Here is a 16,776-nt window from a genome sequence, read left to right as displayed (position 1 = left end):
GTAAAAAAAGAAACCTACATTCGAATTGATCGCTCCATTGCAGTCAGTTCGAATGTAGGTCTTCCAAGTGGACAAATCCATTATAATGGCGGCTGCACCAATAGCAACTTCCCAAGCTGAATGACCGTTTGATCATACCAAGCGGGATGCTGCCGAATATGCTCCATGCTTCGTTCATTGCCGCCTGCCTCAAACACGGCCGCTTTGTCTGTCTTCTCGTGATCAACTTCGAAGCGAACCGTATGTTTCCCATTCGGTAGCTCCGGCAAGAAAACATACTGATTTCGATTATGATCGTTATAGGGTGTGAATCGATCGATAAGAAAGGGTTCTCCTCCATCCACCGACACCTTCAATCTGCCAGAATCCGGCCCCCCGATATCGAATAACCCGATGTGGGTTCCCTCAAACTGCACCGAGATAGCCTCTCCGGGATCGACTGCTCGCCATAGACCGGGGAACAACCAATCGTACTCGCGCACCAAAGCAAAATTATCAGGGGTCATGTAAGACCATCCTGCCGAAAAAAGAGTAAAGCTATCTAGCGGCAGCATGGTCGCATACTCCCAAGGATTGGCCGGGACCAAAGGGTCCTGAGGCAAGTGATGCTCGACCTTTCCCACGCGATCTCGAAGTTCGCTCATTTTCTCAAACGACCGGGTGATTGTATCCGTGTAAATCTGGTGTCCTTCGGGAATAGTCGGATGGATCGAATCATGCGTAAAAATAACGGCTCGAGGAATGGACACGTCTGCCTTTGAGGTGAAAATAAGCTTTCCATCCGAAACCAATTGACTGACCGCAACGCCCAGATGAATTGAAGGAATGCCGTAATAGTCGGCGACTTCCTCCTGCATAAGAGCTCCCTTCTGGTATTCCCCGGATTGAAATAAGGGCAAATCCCGCTCCTTAACCGTATACACGAACAGGATATCGATAAACCGGCTGCGCTTGCGGATCTGTCGGACAATTCCTTCGATCCTCGCCTTGGACTCGGGAACGCCGCCATCGTTACCAACAAATTCAACAAACACGAGATCAGGCTGATGACGCAGTACATCAGTCTCCAAACGGGCGCAGCCCAGGTCCGATCCTGTCCCATCAATGCCTGCGTTCACAGAGCGGATATCCGCATTGGGATATTGTCCTCGAAGCCAATCCGCCGTCATGACCCTGTATCCTTCAGAACGCGTATTACTGCCGCCGAAATAAACGATTGTCACGGTTTCCCCATTTTCCAACTTCTGAATGACATTAGGCAGCCCTCTTCGAGGGAAAAATTCCTTCATCGCGACTTCACCCGACCTCACTTAGCGTTTTAGGAACAAAAAATTTTACAGCAAACACTTCATAATAAGGAGAACCATACGTTGCACAGAAATCAAACCGGATTCGGGTTACCCCTTTTGCATGCACCTGATGTTTATTCAACGAAAGATAATTCCCACGGATATTAATTTCACTCTCGGTTCCGTCTTCTAAGGTTAAGGTCACATCATAATCTTGGATAAGTGGCACGATCGGATCGTCGAAATGCTCCAAATTCAGCTGCGAATTGAACACAAGATGGATTTCATCCAAATTCTTGGGGCTTGCAAAACCAAATTCCAACCATTCCTGTCCTTCCGTACGTTCAGAAATCCAGCCGTTTGGCAGACCATAAGGTCTGGAGAAACCGTTGACGACATTCGCGGGATTATACATATTTTGGGATGGTATCAGATCCTTGAAGCAAATGCTCTTATTGATTTTCTTCAGCCTGGACGGCTCTTCCGGCCTATAATGGAAGCTGACCGCTCCTGTCATTTTCTCTTCATTGCCGTGTACGGCAAGGCTCGCCGTACCTTCCAATACGATGTAGATTTTGTCGTCATCTGGCTTCTTGCAGCTGAGGTCCAACGTAATCCAGTCATCGTGACCAGCTGGAATAAGCAAGCGGTAGTCTTTCAGCTCGCTGGTGGGAATATAGTTTTCCTTCCGCTCCCCGCCAAACAGCTTCACTTGCAAAGTTTCCGAATACTCGGATCTATTTTTAATTTTGATCCGCACGCTTTCGGCCACGGATGTCTGAATCGGCAAGACCAAACATAACGCTTTCTCCAAGGAAATCTCTTCGGTTGGATGAAGATTATTATAGCTGCGCTGAGACGAGGCACGAATCGTTAATCCGTCAGCGAAATAAGGATCCAACTCCTCTTGAAGCCCTACAATCGTTTGCCCGTCTCGAAGCAGCTGCGCTTGAAGCTCACCCATATGGGCTTTGACGATGGCCGCGGGGTCTGTCTCGTATTTTATGCATAACGCAGCAGCCGTTCCTACCGCCTGGCCCATACAACCGCAGGTTGCCATGACCCTTGTCGATCCGAAAGCCACATGGGTAGCGCTTATATTGCGGCCAGCGAACATGAGATTAGGAATATTTCGTGAAAATAAGCTGCGGAAAGGGATATTATACAATCCCGGCACGAAATTCCATGCTGTAGCCGGCCCCTCATCGTAGATGCCTTTATTCGCATGCAGATCCATATACCAGCCTCCGACGGATACCGCATCTTCGAAATGAGGCTTTGCAGTAAGATCGTTCTGAGACAGCATGTGCTCTCCTATAAACCGCCTCGACTCCCGCTTTCCCGGAATCGGGCATACATAATCCAGGATGAGATTGTCCACATCGTCAAACTCGCCGCTATTTTTGATATAATCCCATATCCCGTACACCAATTTCCGGAGTTCCAATGCGATGTCTTCATTATTCTTGATAATATCCATATGTCCGCCGTATTCCAGCCACCACAATCCGCCAAGCCCGTTGATTTTCCTTGGAAAAGACCGATGGTTTAAGCCTTTTCTGATACTATCGAAAAAGGCCAACTTCGTAATATCATACGCAAAGCCAGGCCTTTTGTAAGGAACGGAATAGTCTACGTCACGGGCTTGAAACAGAATCGTATCGCCCATGGTGTAATGATCCGCCACTTCAGGAGCCAACTCCTCCTTGTATTCATGCTTCGCCTCTCTTCCCCATCGGAAGTGAGCACCTGCCTGGTATCCAACAACTCCATCGCCGGAGCAATCGATGTAGGTTCGGCTTTCAAACCGGAATTTCCTTTCGGAAGCCAATTGAAGGCCCTCCACCCATTTAATTCTGCCGTTCTCCATGACCGTTTCATGCACACATGTATTCAGGAATAGAGAGATGTTAGGCTCATCATAAACCATGTCGAGCAAGACCGTATCCGAAAGCGAAAGCATAAGCTTCTTGTTGTATAACGGATTATAATGAAAGATCTTCAGCTTGAGTTCTTCCACCAACCCGCCCTCGCGTGCATAATAGGATGGACTGTTTCCGAGATATGCCGACCCGTTGATATGAACCCTGACCTCGCTGCTCGCATTTCCCCCAAGAACCGGTCGATCATTAATAAGTGAAACCTGCAGCCCTTGGCGTGCGGCAGCAATGGCAGCGCATATCCCAGCAATACCTCCGCCTACGACGGTTACATCTGCCTTTATAAGCTCCATTTTGATAACCTCCATGATTAGATGCTTCTATCATGGTAATTGTTTTGGTCCTCTTTTTTTTACATGATTTCGCGAAAAAATCATACATTTTTTGCATCCTTATTTGGATTCGTAGCGCGTCATTTTTATCCGGTATTGCTTAGGCGTATCACCCGTATATTCTTTAAATAGTTTGCAAAAATAACCTTCATTGACGATGCCTACTTCCTCGCACAATTCCAATAAAGAATAATCCTGAACATTTAACAGTTCGAGAGCTAATTGGATTTTTTTACGGTTGATGTAGCTGATCACGCCTTCGTTCATTGTTTTTTTGAATAAGCTGCTAAAATACGATGGTGCTAAATTCACTTCCTCGGCAATAGCCTCCAGGGTTAAACGCTGTTTCAGGTTTTTCTCTATAAAATCCATAGCACTCATGATTTCTGCACGATGTAATAGTTGGCCCGCGTGTACGTATTCGAAGGTGAAGTCGCCAATATAGGCGAGTTGCTCCTTAAATGCCATAAATTCCATGGGGAATTCTGCTGCTTCCGTGTACAGCTTGTTCCCCGATTTAAACTTCTTGGTAATGTCTCTGTACAAGTCTCTAATCATCGGTGCCATGATGGACTTGTGGATTTTATGATCCGTAACAAATTGGTTCAGATCGGCGATTGCATTGTCCAGCTCTTCCTTGGAAATCTTCCTTTTCACCCATATCAGAAAATCAGCCAGCTTCTGCTGAAAGTCTGCTTTTTTGTCATTATGGTATTGGAACCGATGCAGGGGTGTTTTTACGACTTTCTCTGTATGGTAATAGAAATCCTCACTCACATTTTTAGCTTCCGTGTACGCTTGTTTGATCGATTCCCAGCCTCGGTACGGACCTCCAAAAGCGACGGAAACCCTTTGATTCAAATATTGATGTAAATGGGAGACGATCTGCCCTCCCAAGGATTGGCAAGCATATTCCGTTTCCATATCACTACGGTTATTTTCCCAGGATAAAAAGCCAATAAAACGATTATCGGACAGATCCGCAGCTACGCCGCTGCCACCATTCATCACCGTTTCTTCGATTACATTCGTAATCGCATATTTCAAGATGTTTTGATCAACGGCTGAGTATTCGTTTCGGAAACTTTCATAGGTATTCATTTCAACGATGAAGCAGCAATAGTTGGTTTGAAAGAAATGAAACTGCATGCGATTGGCAAAATCCGATGCCCGATGAGAAGGAATTTCGCCTCTGATCAGTTCGTTAAAAAATTGCTTGCGGACTCTATATTTATTTTCAAGTACGGATACGTTTAACGATTGAAATTCCGCTTCTTTTTTCTTAACCTCATTCAAAATTCCGGCTGCCTTATCTAGAGCTCGATTCAAATCCGCTTCCCTGAGGGGAACCTTTACAATGTACTCCAACACGTTGGCATGAATAGCTCGCTGGGCGTATTCAAAGGATGAATAGGCGGTCAGAAGTATGTATTGGGTATGGGGGAGTTCCGGCTTTAACTGCTCAATCATGGAGATTCCATCCATTCGCGGCATAACAATATCGGATATGACGATATCCGGCTTAAGTTTTAAAATCTCCTCGATCCCATTCAGCCCATTAGTCGCTTTTCCCACGAGAACAAATCGCTTATCCATATGGGAGAGCTCATTAAAAAACAATTCCAATCTTTGAATGATCAGGTCTTCATCGTCAACAATGAAGCAGGTATAGTCTCTCACCATTATGCATCTCCTCTTAGCAAGTCTGCCGGGAATAAGGCACGTACACGGGTTGTTTCCTTAGGTATGCTAATGATTTGGAGCCCGAATTGTTCTCCGTAGTGAAGTCTTATTCGGCCATGGATATTATTTAATCCGATTCTTTTCCTTTTTATTTCCACATCACTTGGTTCTGAAATTAAAATATGCTTTATTCGATCGGCTGGAATTCCCTCACCTTGATCAACGACTTCTATGATGACGATGCCGTCCTCCCTGTACGCATGAATCGTAATAGGGCCTTCGATCCCCCCTCCGTTATAACCATGGAAGATACTATTCTCCACAAGGGGCTGCAGCAGCATCCGGAAAACCGGAAAATCTAGTAACCCTGCTTCGATATGTTCAATCAAGTGGAAAGTTCTGTTATACCGGATGTTCTGGATCTCGATATAGTCTGCTACATTTCGTAATTCCTGGCGTAGGGAAACTTTCTCTGAAGCGTCATCTACCCCGTATTCCAATAATGAAATGAGCGACCCAATCACCACATCTACTTTCTCTATTTGTCCGAGACGTATAACATTGCTGATCGAACCAAGCGTGTTATACAGAAAATGAGGGTTTATTTGAGACTGCAGCACTTGAATCTCCAGCTTCCGCTCAAGCTCATTATGAAGCTCCGCTCGCCGAATCAGTTCCACAATTTGCTGCAGCATCCGATCGAAGGCTCGGGAGAGATCTCCGAACTCATCGTTTCGATTAATCGTTATTGTAGTCGTGAGGTTGCCTTGCTCCACCCGTTTCATTTTTGTTTTGAGCGCATATAGCGGATTCCTTATATATTTGGCAATAAAAAAAGAAATGAATAAACTTAAGAGAAGACCTGCAGCTAGCAGCTCGATATAAAAGGTTTCCAGTCGGGACAAAGCTGCTTTCAAGCGTGATTCATCGTTGATCGAAATCATGGTCCAGTTGAATTTCTCCGTCGGTTTTTTGAGAAGGTAGACCGGAATGCCATCGTTGGTATGCAGTTGAAGGCTTGTTTCTGTCGTATCCAGAATTTGTTCCGCTGACGTTTCTCCGATTGAAAACGTATGATCTTGAATATTCAGTAGTCCTTTATTCTCAGAAAATCCGGCAATAATTTGACCCGATGCGGTGATAAGAGCCAGATTCATTTGTTCCTGTTTATTAATCTTGAACAAGGTCTCTTCAATAGCATTTAGATCCAAATCTACCGCAATAGCCATAGGAAACGGAGCTCCGTTCAGATATCGAACCATCGTAACGGTCCAGCCGGAATACTTAGATTTGTAAGGATCACTAACAAAAGTAGTCCTTCTGTTCTTGTCAGCCGCATCAAACAAAGGCTCTCTTTCCGATAAAGGTTCATCGAATATTCGGGTAGGTGTACTTCCCCCTAGAATGGATAAATCGCTTTTGATCAAATAAATATTACTGACGTAATTACTGTTGAGTTCATATAGCTCTCTTAATTGCTTTTTAATGACTTCCGTATTGTCAATGTTGGCTTTCACCGATGTTTCGACCGAGAAGAGGATCGTCTGGAAGGAGGAAAAATTAACGGTGAAATACTGGTCTACCTTGTCAAGTATTTGGTTGGTATAATAAATGTCATTGGTTCGTATTTCCTTTTGGACATAGCGATAAGACAATTGGCTAATCAAGATTATGCAGCTTAATACAAATGCAAACACGATAAAAAATAATTTTAAAGGCAAGCTGATTCTTCTTCGCATCGATCATCTTCCTTTTAATTCTGTATTAAACTAAGAATAGCATATGACAATAAAGAGAGGGGCTACGAATAGCCACTCTCTTCCTTTATATTACTTGATAAGGCCGGCTTCTTTAAATTGCTTGATTGCTGTGTCCTTATATTTCTGCATGTCAAACTTGGTATCCAACGTTTGGAGAAAATTGTCCCAGTTGGAAAGAGGCTCTTTGCCCGTCATAAATTTGACCAAGCTTTCATTAATGAAACGTTGGCGGTCAGCATCCAAGGTATCGCTGGGGTCTGGGGTCAATAAATTTCCGGGCAACGTTGGCCCCACATATTTCTGATTGTTCATGAAGGCTTCTGCCGTCTTAGGATTCTGGAAGCTGAAGTACTCAGCATCATCACCACGGCGCGGCATTCTATAATGATCGACCCATAGGTACTTTTCTTTCATTTCCTTCGATAATTCGGAGGTTTTATTTTTGATCTTGCCGTCCACCAAATCCCAATGAATCCCTTTAATTCCGTATGCAAAATTCGGATATGCTTCTTTGTCCGTAAAGAGATAATTCAGCATGGACAAGATCCGAATGATTTTGTCCTTATCCGCTTTCGCGGATATGGCCCATGAATTGCCTTGGAACGATTTTCTCTCTACAATTTGATCACCGTAAGGACCTTTCATCGGAGGAATGACGATCCATTCCGGCACCTCTCCACTGATTTCTTTCATTTTCTGCTGATAATCCGGCTCCAGCCTACGGGCATCTCTGATCATGAAGCCAACTTTACCCTTAAATAACTTCTGGTCCAACAACTCAGGCGAATTCATCGTCACCCAGTCTGGGTCTACCACATTGGCTGCCATCATTTTATTAATGTAAGCAAGCGCCTCTTTCATTTTGGGATCGATAAATAGGAATACCGGTTCATTATCTTTCACTTCAACGGCTGAAGGAGGATTGACGCCAAACATCCACATCAAGCTATCGAAGCCGTAGGTTTGCAAATTGCCTTCTTTATTCATACCGCCTATGAATCCGTACGTATCGTTTTTGCCATTACCGTCCGGGTCTTTCTCTGTAAAGGCTTTCATAACTTCGAACAGCTCATCAGGTGTCGTTGGCACTTCCATATTCAGCTTTTTCAGCCAATCATTTCGGATGAAGAAGCTTCGGCTGATACCGTTTACATTATCATAGCCTGGAACTCCAATGGTTTTTCCTTGATAGGACATCGCCTCCCAGGAGTCGTTGCCAAACCGTTTCTGTAATTCAGGGAATTGATCCAGATACGGTGTCAAATCCGCAAGAACGCCTTGGTCATAATATTGTGCGAGATCAGCACGGCTCTTCAAGAAGATCAAATCTGGAATATCCCCGCCTGCAATGAGCGTATTCAGTTTGGTTGTTGCCTGCCCAGCTTGAGGAATCATCATTTCCAAGTCGATATTCACTGCTTTTTCCAACATTTGGCGTTGAATATCTTCTTCACGGGGAGGAATCGGAGCAGCCGCGTTGAAAGTGCCTTGGTTAAACATCGAGATTTTCATTTTGGTTGCAAACTGACCAGGCTCACCTTGCGAATTACTCGAAACTGTCGATGTAACTTCTCCATTTTCCCCACAACCTGACAATAACGTTCCTAAACCAACTATTGCCGTCAGAATAGCAAATGAAATCTTTTTACGCTGCATATTGACCTCTCCTTTTGCTTATATATTATCACGGTTTCCCCGTAATAACTCAGGTTGGAACGTCTTTTAACCTTTAACTGATCCCAAGAGCACACCTTTGGTAAAATGCTTCTGCATGAAAGGATAAACCATCAAAATCGGAACCGTAGTCACGACGACAGCCGCCATTTGCACAGCGAATGTGCTAACTGCTCCGGTATTGGCAATCGAATCAGCGCTTTGTGTTGCGACGTTAAGCAGAATGTTGCGCAAGACAACTTGAAGTGGCATGAAATTGGAATCATTGATATACACAATAGCATCGAAATAACTGTTCCAATGGCCGACGGCGTAAAACAAGGAAATGGTGGCAAGGACGGGCAAAGACAGGGGTAAAATGATCCGCCATAACGACTGAAGCTCACTTGCACCGTCAACCCTCGCTGATTCCTCGATTTCGCCAGGCAATTGCTCGAAAAAGCCTTTAATAATCACCAGATTAAAAGCACTAATGAGATTTGGAATAATCAATACCCAAGGACTGTCTAGTAATCCCAGAGAGCGGATTAGTAAATAAGTCGGAATTAACCCCCCACTGAACATCATGGTAAACACAATGAATAGTAAAAACGGACTTCGTCCTGGCAAATATTTTTTGGATAACGGGTACGCCGCGATTACCGTAAAAAACACATTTAACGCAGTGCCTACAATCGTTCGAAACAATGTGATTTTATACGCCTGCCCGATACCATGAGAAATGAATACTTCTTTATAGGCTATAAAAGTAAAGGATTCTGGTATAATAACAATCCCTTTTCTTAACACTTCCGATTCTGGCGTCACTGAGACAACAACCACATATAGAAAAGGTAGTAAGCAAAGTAGGGATAGAAAAATAAGAATCAAATAAACGACGGCTTGCCAGACTTTTTCCCCGATTGTCAAATTGATCATTTTAATAACCACCTCACCAAATTTGCCCATCGAATTTTTTGGCGAGCTTATTCGCTGCCAACACTAAAATAAATCCGATGACAGCTTTAAACAATCCTACAGCAGTAGCCAAGCCAATCTTAAGACGCTCCAACCCTTCACGGTATACCCATGTGTCGATAATGTCGATCTTCTCCTGGTTAAAGCTGTTGGCAAACATGAAGATTTGGTCAAAGCCAGCATCCAGAATATGGCTTAATTTAAGGATCAGCATCAGAATAATGACTCCTCGAATGCCGGGTAAAGTGATATGCCAGAGCTGTCTCCATTTGGAAGCGCCATCCATTCGAGCCGCTTCATATAAACTTGGATCGATTCCTGCTAATGCTGCAAGGTACAATATCGCTCCCCAACCAATGTCCTTCCAAATTTCAGATAAGATGATCAGCAGTCTGCCCCAGGCAGGTTCCGTTAGAAATGAGATGGGTTCAACACCAATTTCCTTCAAAATCATGTTAAAGAGACCATCCCCTGGGGCTAATAATGCCACCAAGATTCCATAAACAATGACCCATGACAGAAAGTGAGGCAAATAAGTGATCGTTTGTACGATTTTCTTAAACCCTTGGCTATAAACTTCATTGAGGAGTAAAGCGAGTACGATGGGAGCGGAGAAACCGAACAATAGCTTATACAGCGATATGATAATCGTATTTCCCATGATGTCCCAGAAATAAACGCCGTTCATAAAATCCGTAAAATTTTTGAATCCCACCCATGGGCTATCCCATAGTCCCAAAGCCAGGTTATAGTTTTTAAAAGCAATCATGATTCCCGCCATAGGAATGTATTTGAATACGGCAAAGTAAATTAAGGCCGGTAATAAGAGAGCATACATCACTTTATACTTTTGTATTGTCCTTATCCATGACTTCCGCTTTTTGGAGAGGGGAATGGCGTCCGCTGCCAATTTCGTTTGCATATCATCACCTCATCTTTATTTGTAGTTGTATAATAGCATCCTCCTATCGGATAAATTTCTGAAATTTCAAGAATTTCTTACAAGATATTAAGTAAGTGGGCTTTACAACGAAACTGAAGGGCCGATTTATTATCTTTGGCAAAATTATTAAGTCATCAAGAACTCAGTACTACAAAAATCTATCCAACCGTAATAAAGGAAAAGCTTAGATCCATGGTTTTATCAAATCCACTAGAACATATGTAGCGTTTTTTGTTAAATAAATCATGCAATAAAACAACAACTAAAAATCCTGAAAAGTCATAAATACCCGTCCAACGGGTCTTATTGATCAAACCCTCGTTCCCTCCACCCGCATATCGGGCGTTTTTTTGTTTCGCGCGTTTCACGCACTCAACTGGCTAAAGCCTAAACAAAGGCAGCCGATCTCAACGTGATCGGCTGCCTTCTTGCTTGTATTGAGCTATCGTTTTCCGCTAATTCAAGCGTATTGGTGAACCCACTCTTTTATCCGAGAGGCGACTTCGGTTACATCAGTATCCGTTGTATCAATAGTAGGCATAGGTGGGTTATAGACTTCATCGGCAATCTCAAGCAATCGTTTTGCAAAGTTTTTGTGGTTTTGAATCTCTTCCTCTGACCAATTTCTTTCACGCAAACGTTTCTCGCGGGTTTCTTCATCACAATGTAAGTTTATGTAATATACATGCTTAAAAAAAGGAAAGTCAGCACATTTTTCAATATCCCAAGGCATCATTGTTCCGCATATTATAGTCATGCGCCCACTTTGAGCGATATTTCGTGCAACCCGAAGCCAAATATTTCGCATTTTCTCCCAATCATGTCCAATAAATTCGACAAGATTATCCGGGTCAAAAACATCATAATCTAGCATCATTCTTCGTAATTCTTTGATGACATATGTTTTCCCTGAACCACTTGCACCCGTTACGATAAATAGAGGCAATTTTATTTCCATTAGTTACTAACCTCATCTCGTCTAATATATCGCGATACTATTATTGGCCACAAATGCCAAGTGCGCTAATGCACAAATTATGTTGATTTTTTCGTTTTGCGCTGAATCTCTTATAACGTTTGGCATTTCTGACGTTCAAGCGGCTTAAGGACCGTAGGTCCGGGTCGTCAGACTTAGCCGGTTGAATGTGTCTCCTGAATCCGGATCTCTGTCATCCCTCTTGGCCCAAGGAGAGTTAGCGACGCAGCAGGAATGTTTTGTTAGACGATGGATCACTCATCCTTGAACAATCTATCGAAATAATCTCTCCAATAATTCACTATCCAATCATTATATTTCACATATAGGTGTCTTAATTGTTCTTTAGTTTTTGAATAAATAATACAACCTCTATCATCATACATGTTAAATACAATGTCCTTGTCCTTATTAATAAAAAAGACACTTTGACCTATCGAGGGCTCTCTTCCTTGCTCGTAATGACTAATCCCTTCAAGAATTTGCCTATATGGAAATGAAGAAACAAGCCCATTTAAGATCTTGACTTGATATTCTTGCTTTATTTCAATTGTATTTCCTTCTTCATCTTCGTCTTCATCTAAATCAAATAATGTTTCCTCTTCTATTGTCCTTCCATTTAGTAACTCGTAGAGATATTCGGGTGTTGTATTCCCAAACATAAGATCTTCTATAATCCCCCAATCTTTGATATATACAAAAATAGAATCATTTTGGTCAAAAACCTCTTCAAATATAGTTACAACTCTTTTATTCACTTGTTTAATTCTTCGATTTGAACCATTTCGAAATGGTTCCCCAAGTTCAAATCTTATATGTATGTCACTACCCAAATTCGGGAAATTATCATTAAGGTATTTTATAATTTCTTTTTTCATTTGATCCCCTGTACTTTTTTGTTTTTACTCTTCTAGTGATCTTTCGCCTAACGTTCAGGTATTCACGAAACACCCCAGCCTTAGATAGCTCTTATCTTAGGCTGGGGTGCTTGTTGTCTGAGCTTTCTTCCTAGATTATACATCTGACAACCAAAGGGTGATAGCCCTGCAGCGCGAATACCGTGTTAACCGATGTCGACGACCTCTTTGAACAACTATATCCTCGAACTTGAAATAATCTTTATACCAACTTCATTGAAATACTTTTAACAAAAGTCACTTAGGCTATCCTCTATTAGCAAACACTTCAGTAAACATTAGAGCACCCATTTTAAAACCATAGATGAAAACCTCGGTTGAATATATTGAGGAAGATATCCCAAGTAAATCAAATGTTTCTTCAAGAAGTTCCATATCATTTTCTGAAAGCTTCATCTTAAGTTGTTCCTTCGAGTCGGAAATTTTGTTATTTAGAGATCTGTATTCAGGGTTCTTTGGCACAATCACTTCTTCAGGTCTAATTTCTCCAAAATATAATTGCTCCAATATGCTATTCATTCCCTACCTCTCCCTCCAATAAGTTCATTACAGAATATTTTAGCGATTTTATCGCTAAAGATCAATAGCGAATAATTCGCTAAGGTATTCTTGTAATGGAGGTGTTAGGTATGTACGAAAGAATCAGAAGTTTACGTGAGGATAAAGATTTGACGCAGTCTCAAATTGCTGCATATCTAAATTGTAGTCAACGAATCTACAGTAATTACGAACGCGGCGAAGTCGATATTCCCACAGCAATACTGATTAAACTTGCCGATTTCCATCAAACCAGTACGGACTATCTTCTAAACAGAACCAACATCAAGAAGGCTTATCCTGTTGATTGAAATAGGTATCTATGTGAATCTTAAATACAACTTTCGTTGATTTCAGTTAACGTTCCTGTATCTACGAACCCGAGAGGCTTAAGTGACCGCAGGGAACGGGTCGTCAGACTTAGGCTCGCAGGGTTGTCCGGCTGACTCTGCTTCTCCGAAGTTCCTCGGCCCGGACCAAGGGAACTTAAGCTCCCGCAGCGTGAATACATTGTTATGCGCCGTTACTGTCTTCGAATCATCACCTAAAAAACTTTGATCAAGATTCCAACTCTATTTTTTACTTTGGTATAAAAACTCAACTTCACCATCTAGCAAATATCGATATTCAAATAATTGCATTGTTCTTTCCCTTATTCTCTCCTTTATAACTGTGACTAAGCTTACCGATCCTCGTGATCCAAGGTAACCATTATCAATAAATGTCTTCTCTACAAATTTTGTTTCCCTTAAGTGATATTGTAACCATTCTTTCTGCGATTCAATTAGTGCTTCTCTTGGTTCTCTATCCAACTTAGAAAGAAGCTTTTTATATATTTGATTCAACTCTTTATCCCAAATCTCTGTATATTTACTTTCCAACGCCCCCCATCCCAATGTTGTAATAATCTCTTTGGAATTTTGAAATTCATTAAATTCCACTTCATAATCATGATCTATAGGATTTCGAAGCATTTCATCATAAAATTCTCCTTTCAATTCATAGTTCCCAATGCTCATGGATAACACTTCATTGTTAGAAGGATCTGATCGACCTTCAGTTATTTCTTTCGATTCTGTTCCATTACCTGTACTCACTACATCAGGAGGCAGTTCAGAATTCATTATTGATTTAGTTTCGCTGTTCAAGGTAGTCGATTGACTAATATTTTGACAAGATGAAAACACTATCGTAATAAAAAATAATAAGAGTATCTTACCTTTCATAAATTATCTCCTTAAATATTATCTTTAATATTTACCGGTAATGGCGCATAACGTTGTTGTATTCCCGAACCCGAGAACCTTAAGGCCCGAAGGGCCGGCCGCGGCGCGGTTAGGTTCGCAGGGTTGTCCGCCAACGCTTCCCTGTACTCTGAATTCGCTCCGCAGTGAAATCCCTTCGCTCTTGGCGGACCAAGGGGCGAACGCCCCGCTGCGTATGGTGTTATGTGATGTCTGCCTCATCTTCGAAAAACTTTCAAAAATTATAAGTACTTCTTAAAGGCTTTACTCGAATCACCGTCATAACCTAACTTTGTATAGAACTCGTGTGCTTGCTTCCTCGAAGCTCCGCTGGTTAAAAAGACCTTAACACAATCCCTTGAAATACACAGATCTTCAATATGCTTCATAATGAGCGATCCATAACCTTGACCTTGTCTGTTTCCAGATACAATTACACGTTCTACAACCCCAAAAGGTTGTGACTCTATCAACGCATCTAAACATAGATGCAGATGTGCACTTGCAACGATCTCTTGGTCTACTTCGCAAATGAACAAGAAACTATTAGGATTTTGTTTAATTTCTTCTATTCTATCTTCCAACACTTTTATTTTTGGGTTGTTTGGAAGCAACTCTTTATATAGTCGTTCAATAGCTTCGGCGTCATTTGTTTCAGCTTCACGAATTATCATTCACATTCTCCTCTGTATTTAGGCTGATTTCACATAACGTTCCCGTATTCACGACGCGAGCCGACCTTAGATAGCTCCTATCTTAGGTCAGCTCGTGTGTCGTCTGAGTTATCTCCCATGATTATACATCGGGCGATCAAGGGGCGTAAGTCCGCAGCGTGAATATAATGTTATATGACGTACTTGCCTTCCTGAATCACCACTGAAATACGATACTTCTCTGACATCATTGATCTCACTTACAAGATTGGCTTTCGGATTCCTTCAACTTAATAATATCTTACAAATTTAATATAATAGACTCATTATAATTCATGTCCTGTATATCCTTTTTCCAGTATCTTTCACTTGTTATTGGGAACAATTAGATTTCTTTAAATATTCATGTTTCAAAATACTCATCATTATACGATCGACATATTGACCATTTTTATAGACCTCGTCTCTTAGTATGCCATCCTTCTTGAAACCAGCCTTTTCATAACTCCGAATAGCACCAGGATTATCAGCATCTACCGTCAAATACACTTTATGAAGGTTTAAACGCTCGAACGCAAAATCCAGGACAACACTTGTCACTTCTGTTGCATAACCTTGCCCCCATACCATTTTGTTCCCAATCCAAATACCAAATTCAGCATGCTTGGACCAAGGATGGATCTTAAACAATTGGGTACTGCCAATCGGGATGCCGTCTTCTTTTATTATGGTAAAATAGACAGCTGATGAATCTGTTTGCGCGTACCTCCGTGTACGTTCTCTGACCACTTCCGGTGTTAGGGGCATACCACTTCCTGATGGTAACGTTCGGTTAACTACAGGATCGGACAGCCATTCATATCGTAGTTCCCAATCTTCTTCAACAACAGGCCGTAATGTTACTCGTTGTCCGTATAGCATATTTCCCCTCCGTGTACCTAGATAGTTAATTATTTTAGCCCACAATTATGGGTATACCATTTGTATCATAATAATGAATTTTATCTAAGCAAGTATGTTATATAATGTGCCCGCATTGACGAACCCTCACCGACTTAAGCTACCAACGGGAGCGGCCGCGATGCGGTTGTCGATGCAGGGTTGTCGCCTGGTTCCACTTCCCTGAAATGCCTCTCGGCGACCATGGGGCAGCTTTCTGGCCCGCAGGGTGAATACAGTGTTATATGATGGGAATGCTTTCTTCAAGTTTAAGACAATTGCTTTACCCAATTTGGTATGTGATGACCAAAGTATTTAGTAATCTTCTCAGCTTCTGTTAATACATACTTGATACCTTGGTCATTTAAAAACCAGTTATTCTTGCTTATTCTAAAATCATCTTGCTTTACTTGGAAAACTATATTTGACGGGAATACTGTTTGATAAGTCATTAATGCACGTCTTGAGAAAAATGATTTACAAACTATAATAGCTCGAGTGACCATAATGTTATGTTCTTTTAAGACTTGCCATGAGTTTCTTGCATTATCGAATGTGTTCTTAGCTTGATCCTCTTTAAGAATTGCCTCTTTAGGAATTCCAAGTGACAAACCGATGTCTCTTTGAAATTCCCATTCAGTGATTGTTAACTTAGGATTATTACCACCGGATGGAAGTATATATGGTGCTAATCCAGATTTATATAAATCACATGCAATCTTCATCGGCTTTGTATGACTTCCTCCGGGAACAAGGATGACATCTGCCGGTAAAAGCTCTTCTTCTTTTACAAATACTAGTTGAATAATGCAATCAAAAGGATATTGCTTCAAGGTAACACCTCCAAATATGCATTCCTTTCATATAACGTTCTTGTATTCACGAAGCCGAGAACCTTAAGGGACAGAGTCCCGGCCGCGACGCGGTTAGGT

Annotated in this window: 16 protein-coding genes; 1 reads left to right on the top strand and 15 read right to left on the bottom strand. The window is 42.0% G+C overall.

The window, feature by feature from the left end; translation table 11 throughout:
• Positions 1–80: 80 nt before the first annotated feature.
• The 10 genes from CRG97_RS12555 to CRG97_RS12510 form a co-directional block, all read right to left on the bottom strand.
• Positions 81–1,289, bottom strand: coding sequence for an SGNH/GDSL hydrolase family protein (locus tag CRG97_RS12555; protein ID WP_098743260.1), 1,209 nt, complete (start codon positions 1,287–1,289; stop codon positions 81–83).
• A 7-nt stretch (positions 1,290–1,296) separates the two neighbouring features.
• A complete protein-coding gene (locus CRG97_RS12550) occupies positions 1,297–3,522 on the bottom strand; it encodes an FAD-dependent oxidoreductase (protein ID WP_237566373.1) in 2,226 nt (741 codons plus the stop codon).
• A gap of 99 nt (positions 3,523–3,621) precedes the next feature.
• Positions 3,622–5,244, bottom strand: a complete 1,623-nt coding sequence (locus CRG97_RS12545) for a response regulator transcription factor (RefSeq protein WP_098743258.1) — start codon at positions 5,242–5,244, stop codon at positions 3,622–3,624.
• Positions 5,244–6,983 (bottom strand): sensor histidine kinase, encoded by a 1,740-nt coding sequence (locus CRG97_RS12540; protein WP_098743257.1) that lies wholly within the window; start codon positions 6,981–6,983, stop codon positions 5,244–5,246. Before CRG97_RS12540 ends, CRG97_RS12545 begins: the two co-directional genes overlap by 1 nt.
• Before the next feature lie 90 nt (positions 6,984–7,073).
• A complete protein-coding gene (locus tag CRG97_RS12535; RefSeq protein ID WP_098743256.1) occupies positions 7,074–8,660 on the bottom strand; it encodes an extracellular solute-binding protein in 1,587 nt (528 codons plus the stop codon).
• A gap of 66 nt (positions 8,661–8,726) precedes the next feature.
• Positions 8,727–9,596 carry a carbohydrate ABC transporter permease gene (locus tag CRG97_RS12530; protein ID WP_098743255.1) on the bottom strand — a complete coding sequence of 290 codons (870 nt, stop codon included), beginning with the start codon at positions 9,594–9,596 and terminating at the stop codon, positions 8,727–8,729.
• A 13-nt stretch (positions 9,597–9,609) separates the two neighbouring features.
• Positions 9,610–10,557, bottom strand: coding sequence for an ABC transporter permease (locus CRG97_RS12525; RefSeq protein WP_098743254.1), 948 nt, complete (start codon positions 10,555–10,557; stop codon positions 9,610–9,612).
• 481 nt (positions 10,558–11,038) lie between these two features.
• On the bottom strand, positions 11,039–11,536 hold the full coding sequence (locus CRG97_RS12520; RefSeq protein WP_098743253.1) for an AAA family ATPase: 498 nt from the start codon (positions 11,534–11,536) through the stop codon (positions 11,039–11,041).
• A 272-nt stretch (positions 11,537–11,808) separates the two neighbouring features.
• Entirely contained in the window at positions 11,809–12,432 is a 624-nt protein-coding gene (locus CRG97_RS12515) for a DUF3885 domain-containing protein (protein ID WP_098743252.1), read from the bottom strand.
• A 285-nt stretch (positions 12,433–12,717) separates the two neighbouring features.
• Entirely contained in the window at positions 12,718–12,990 is a 273-nt protein-coding gene (locus CRG97_RS12510; RefSeq protein WP_098743251.1) for a DUF6809 family protein, read from the bottom strand.
• A gap of 110 nt (positions 12,991–13,100) precedes the next feature.
• Between CRG97_RS12510 and CRG97_RS12505 the strand changes: the two genes are divergently transcribed.
• Positions 13,101–13,319 (top strand): helix-turn-helix domain-containing protein, encoded by a 219-nt coding sequence (locus CRG97_RS12505; protein WP_098743250.1) that lies wholly within the window; start codon positions 13,101–13,103, stop codon positions 13,317–13,319.
• A 261-nt stretch (positions 13,320–13,580) separates the two neighbouring features.
• On the opposite strand, the gene CRG97_RS12500 is transcribed toward CRG97_RS12505, so the two are convergent.
• From CRG97_RS12500 to CRG97_RS12485, 5 genes are all read right to left on the bottom strand, one after another.
• Positions 13,581–14,234, bottom strand: a complete 654-nt coding sequence (locus CRG97_RS12500) for a lysozyme inhibitor LprI family protein (RefSeq protein WP_098743249.1) — start codon at positions 14,232–14,234, stop codon at positions 13,581–13,583.
• Positions 14,235–14,258: 24 nt separating this feature from the next.
• Complete coding sequence (locus CRG97_RS33010; RefSeq protein WP_153047489.1) at positions 14,259–14,474, bottom strand: hypothetical protein; 216 nt, start codon at positions 14,472–14,474, stop codon at positions 14,259–14,261.
• Between the two features lie 20 nt (positions 14,475–14,494).
• Positions 14,495–14,926, bottom strand: coding sequence for a GNAT family N-acetyltransferase (locus CRG97_RS12495; RefSeq protein ID WP_098743248.1), 432 nt, complete (start codon positions 14,924–14,926; stop codon positions 14,495–14,497).
• A 351-nt stretch (positions 14,927–15,277) separates the two neighbouring features.
• The gene (locus tag CRG97_RS12490) at positions 15,278–15,826 is read right to left on the bottom strand and encodes a GNAT family N-acetyltransferase (RefSeq protein WP_098743247.1); all 549 of its coding nucleotides are present in this window, start codon (positions 15,824–15,826) and stop codon (positions 15,278–15,280) included.
• A gap of 287 nt (positions 15,827–16,113) precedes the next feature.
• Entirely contained in the window at positions 16,114–16,677 is a 564-nt protein-coding gene (locus CRG97_RS12485; RefSeq protein WP_098743246.1) for a YdcF family protein, read from the bottom strand.
• Between the last annotated feature and the right edge of the window lie 99 nt (positions 16,678–16,776).

This window comes from Paenibacillus sp. EZ-K15, from assembly GCF_002573715.1.
Classification (GTDB): Bacteria; Bacillota; Bacilli; order Paenibacillales; family Paenibacillaceae; genus Paenibacillus_AQ.
This window is presented reverse-complemented; position numbering and strand designations above follow the sequence as displayed.

Excerpts from the sequence above, each read along its gene's own strand:
- CRG97_RS12555 (WP_098743260.1), bottom strand. The coding sequence starts at position 1,289 with ATGAAGGAATTTTTCCCTCGAAGAGGGCTGCCTAATGTCATTCAGAAG.
- CRG97_RS12550 (WP_237566373.1), bottom strand. The coding sequence starts at position 3,522 with ATGGAGCTTATAAAGGCAGATGTAACCGTCGTAGGCGGAGGTATTGCT.
- CRG97_RS12545 (WP_098743258.1), bottom strand. The coding sequence starts at position 5,244 with ATGGTGAGAGACTATACCTGCTTCATTGTTGACGATGAAGACCTGATC.
- CRG97_RS12540 (WP_098743257.1), bottom strand. The coding sequence starts at position 6,983 with ATGCGAAGAAGAATCAGCTTGCCTTTAAAATTATTTTTTATCGTGTTT.
- CRG97_RS12535 (WP_098743256.1), bottom strand. The coding sequence starts at position 8,660 with ATGCAGCGTAAAAAGATTTCATTTGCTATTCTGACGGCAATAGTTGGT.
- CRG97_RS12530 (WP_098743255.1), bottom strand. The coding sequence starts at position 9,596 with ATGATCAATTTGACAATCGGGGAAAAAGTCTGGCAAGCCGTCGTTTAT.
- CRG97_RS12525 (WP_098743254.1), bottom strand. The coding sequence starts at position 10,557 with ATGCAAACGAAATTGGCAGCGGACGCCATTCCCCTCTCCAAAAAGCGG.
- CRG97_RS12520 (WP_098743253.1), bottom strand. The coding sequence starts at position 11,536 with ATGGAAATAAAATTGCCTCTATTTATCGTAACGGGTGCAAGTGGTTCA.
- CRG97_RS12515 (WP_098743252.1), bottom strand. The coding sequence starts at position 12,432 with ATGAAAAAAGAAATTATAAAATACCTTAATGATAATTTCCCGAATTTG.
- CRG97_RS12510 (WP_098743251.1), bottom strand. The coding sequence starts at position 12,990 with ATGAATAGCATATTGGAGCAATTATATTTTGGAGAAATTAGACCTGAA.
- CRG97_RS12505 (WP_098743250.1), top strand. The coding sequence starts at position 13,101 with ATGTACGAAAGAATCAGAAGTTTACGTGAGGATAAAGATTTGACGCAG.
- CRG97_RS12500 (WP_098743249.1), bottom strand. The coding sequence starts at position 14,234 with ATGAAAGGTAAGATACTCTTATTATTTTTTATTACGATAGTGTTTTCA.
- CRG97_RS33010 (WP_153047489.1), bottom strand. The coding sequence starts at position 14,474 with ATGAGGCAGACATCACATAACACCATACGCAGCGGGGCGTTCGCCCCT.
- CRG97_RS12495 (WP_098743248.1), bottom strand. The coding sequence starts at position 14,926 with ATGATAATTCGTGAAGCTGAAACAAATGACGCCGAAGCTATTGAACGA.
- CRG97_RS12490 (WP_098743247.1), bottom strand. The coding sequence starts at position 15,826 with ATGCTATACGGACAACGAGTAACATTACGGCCTGTTGTTGAAGAAGAT.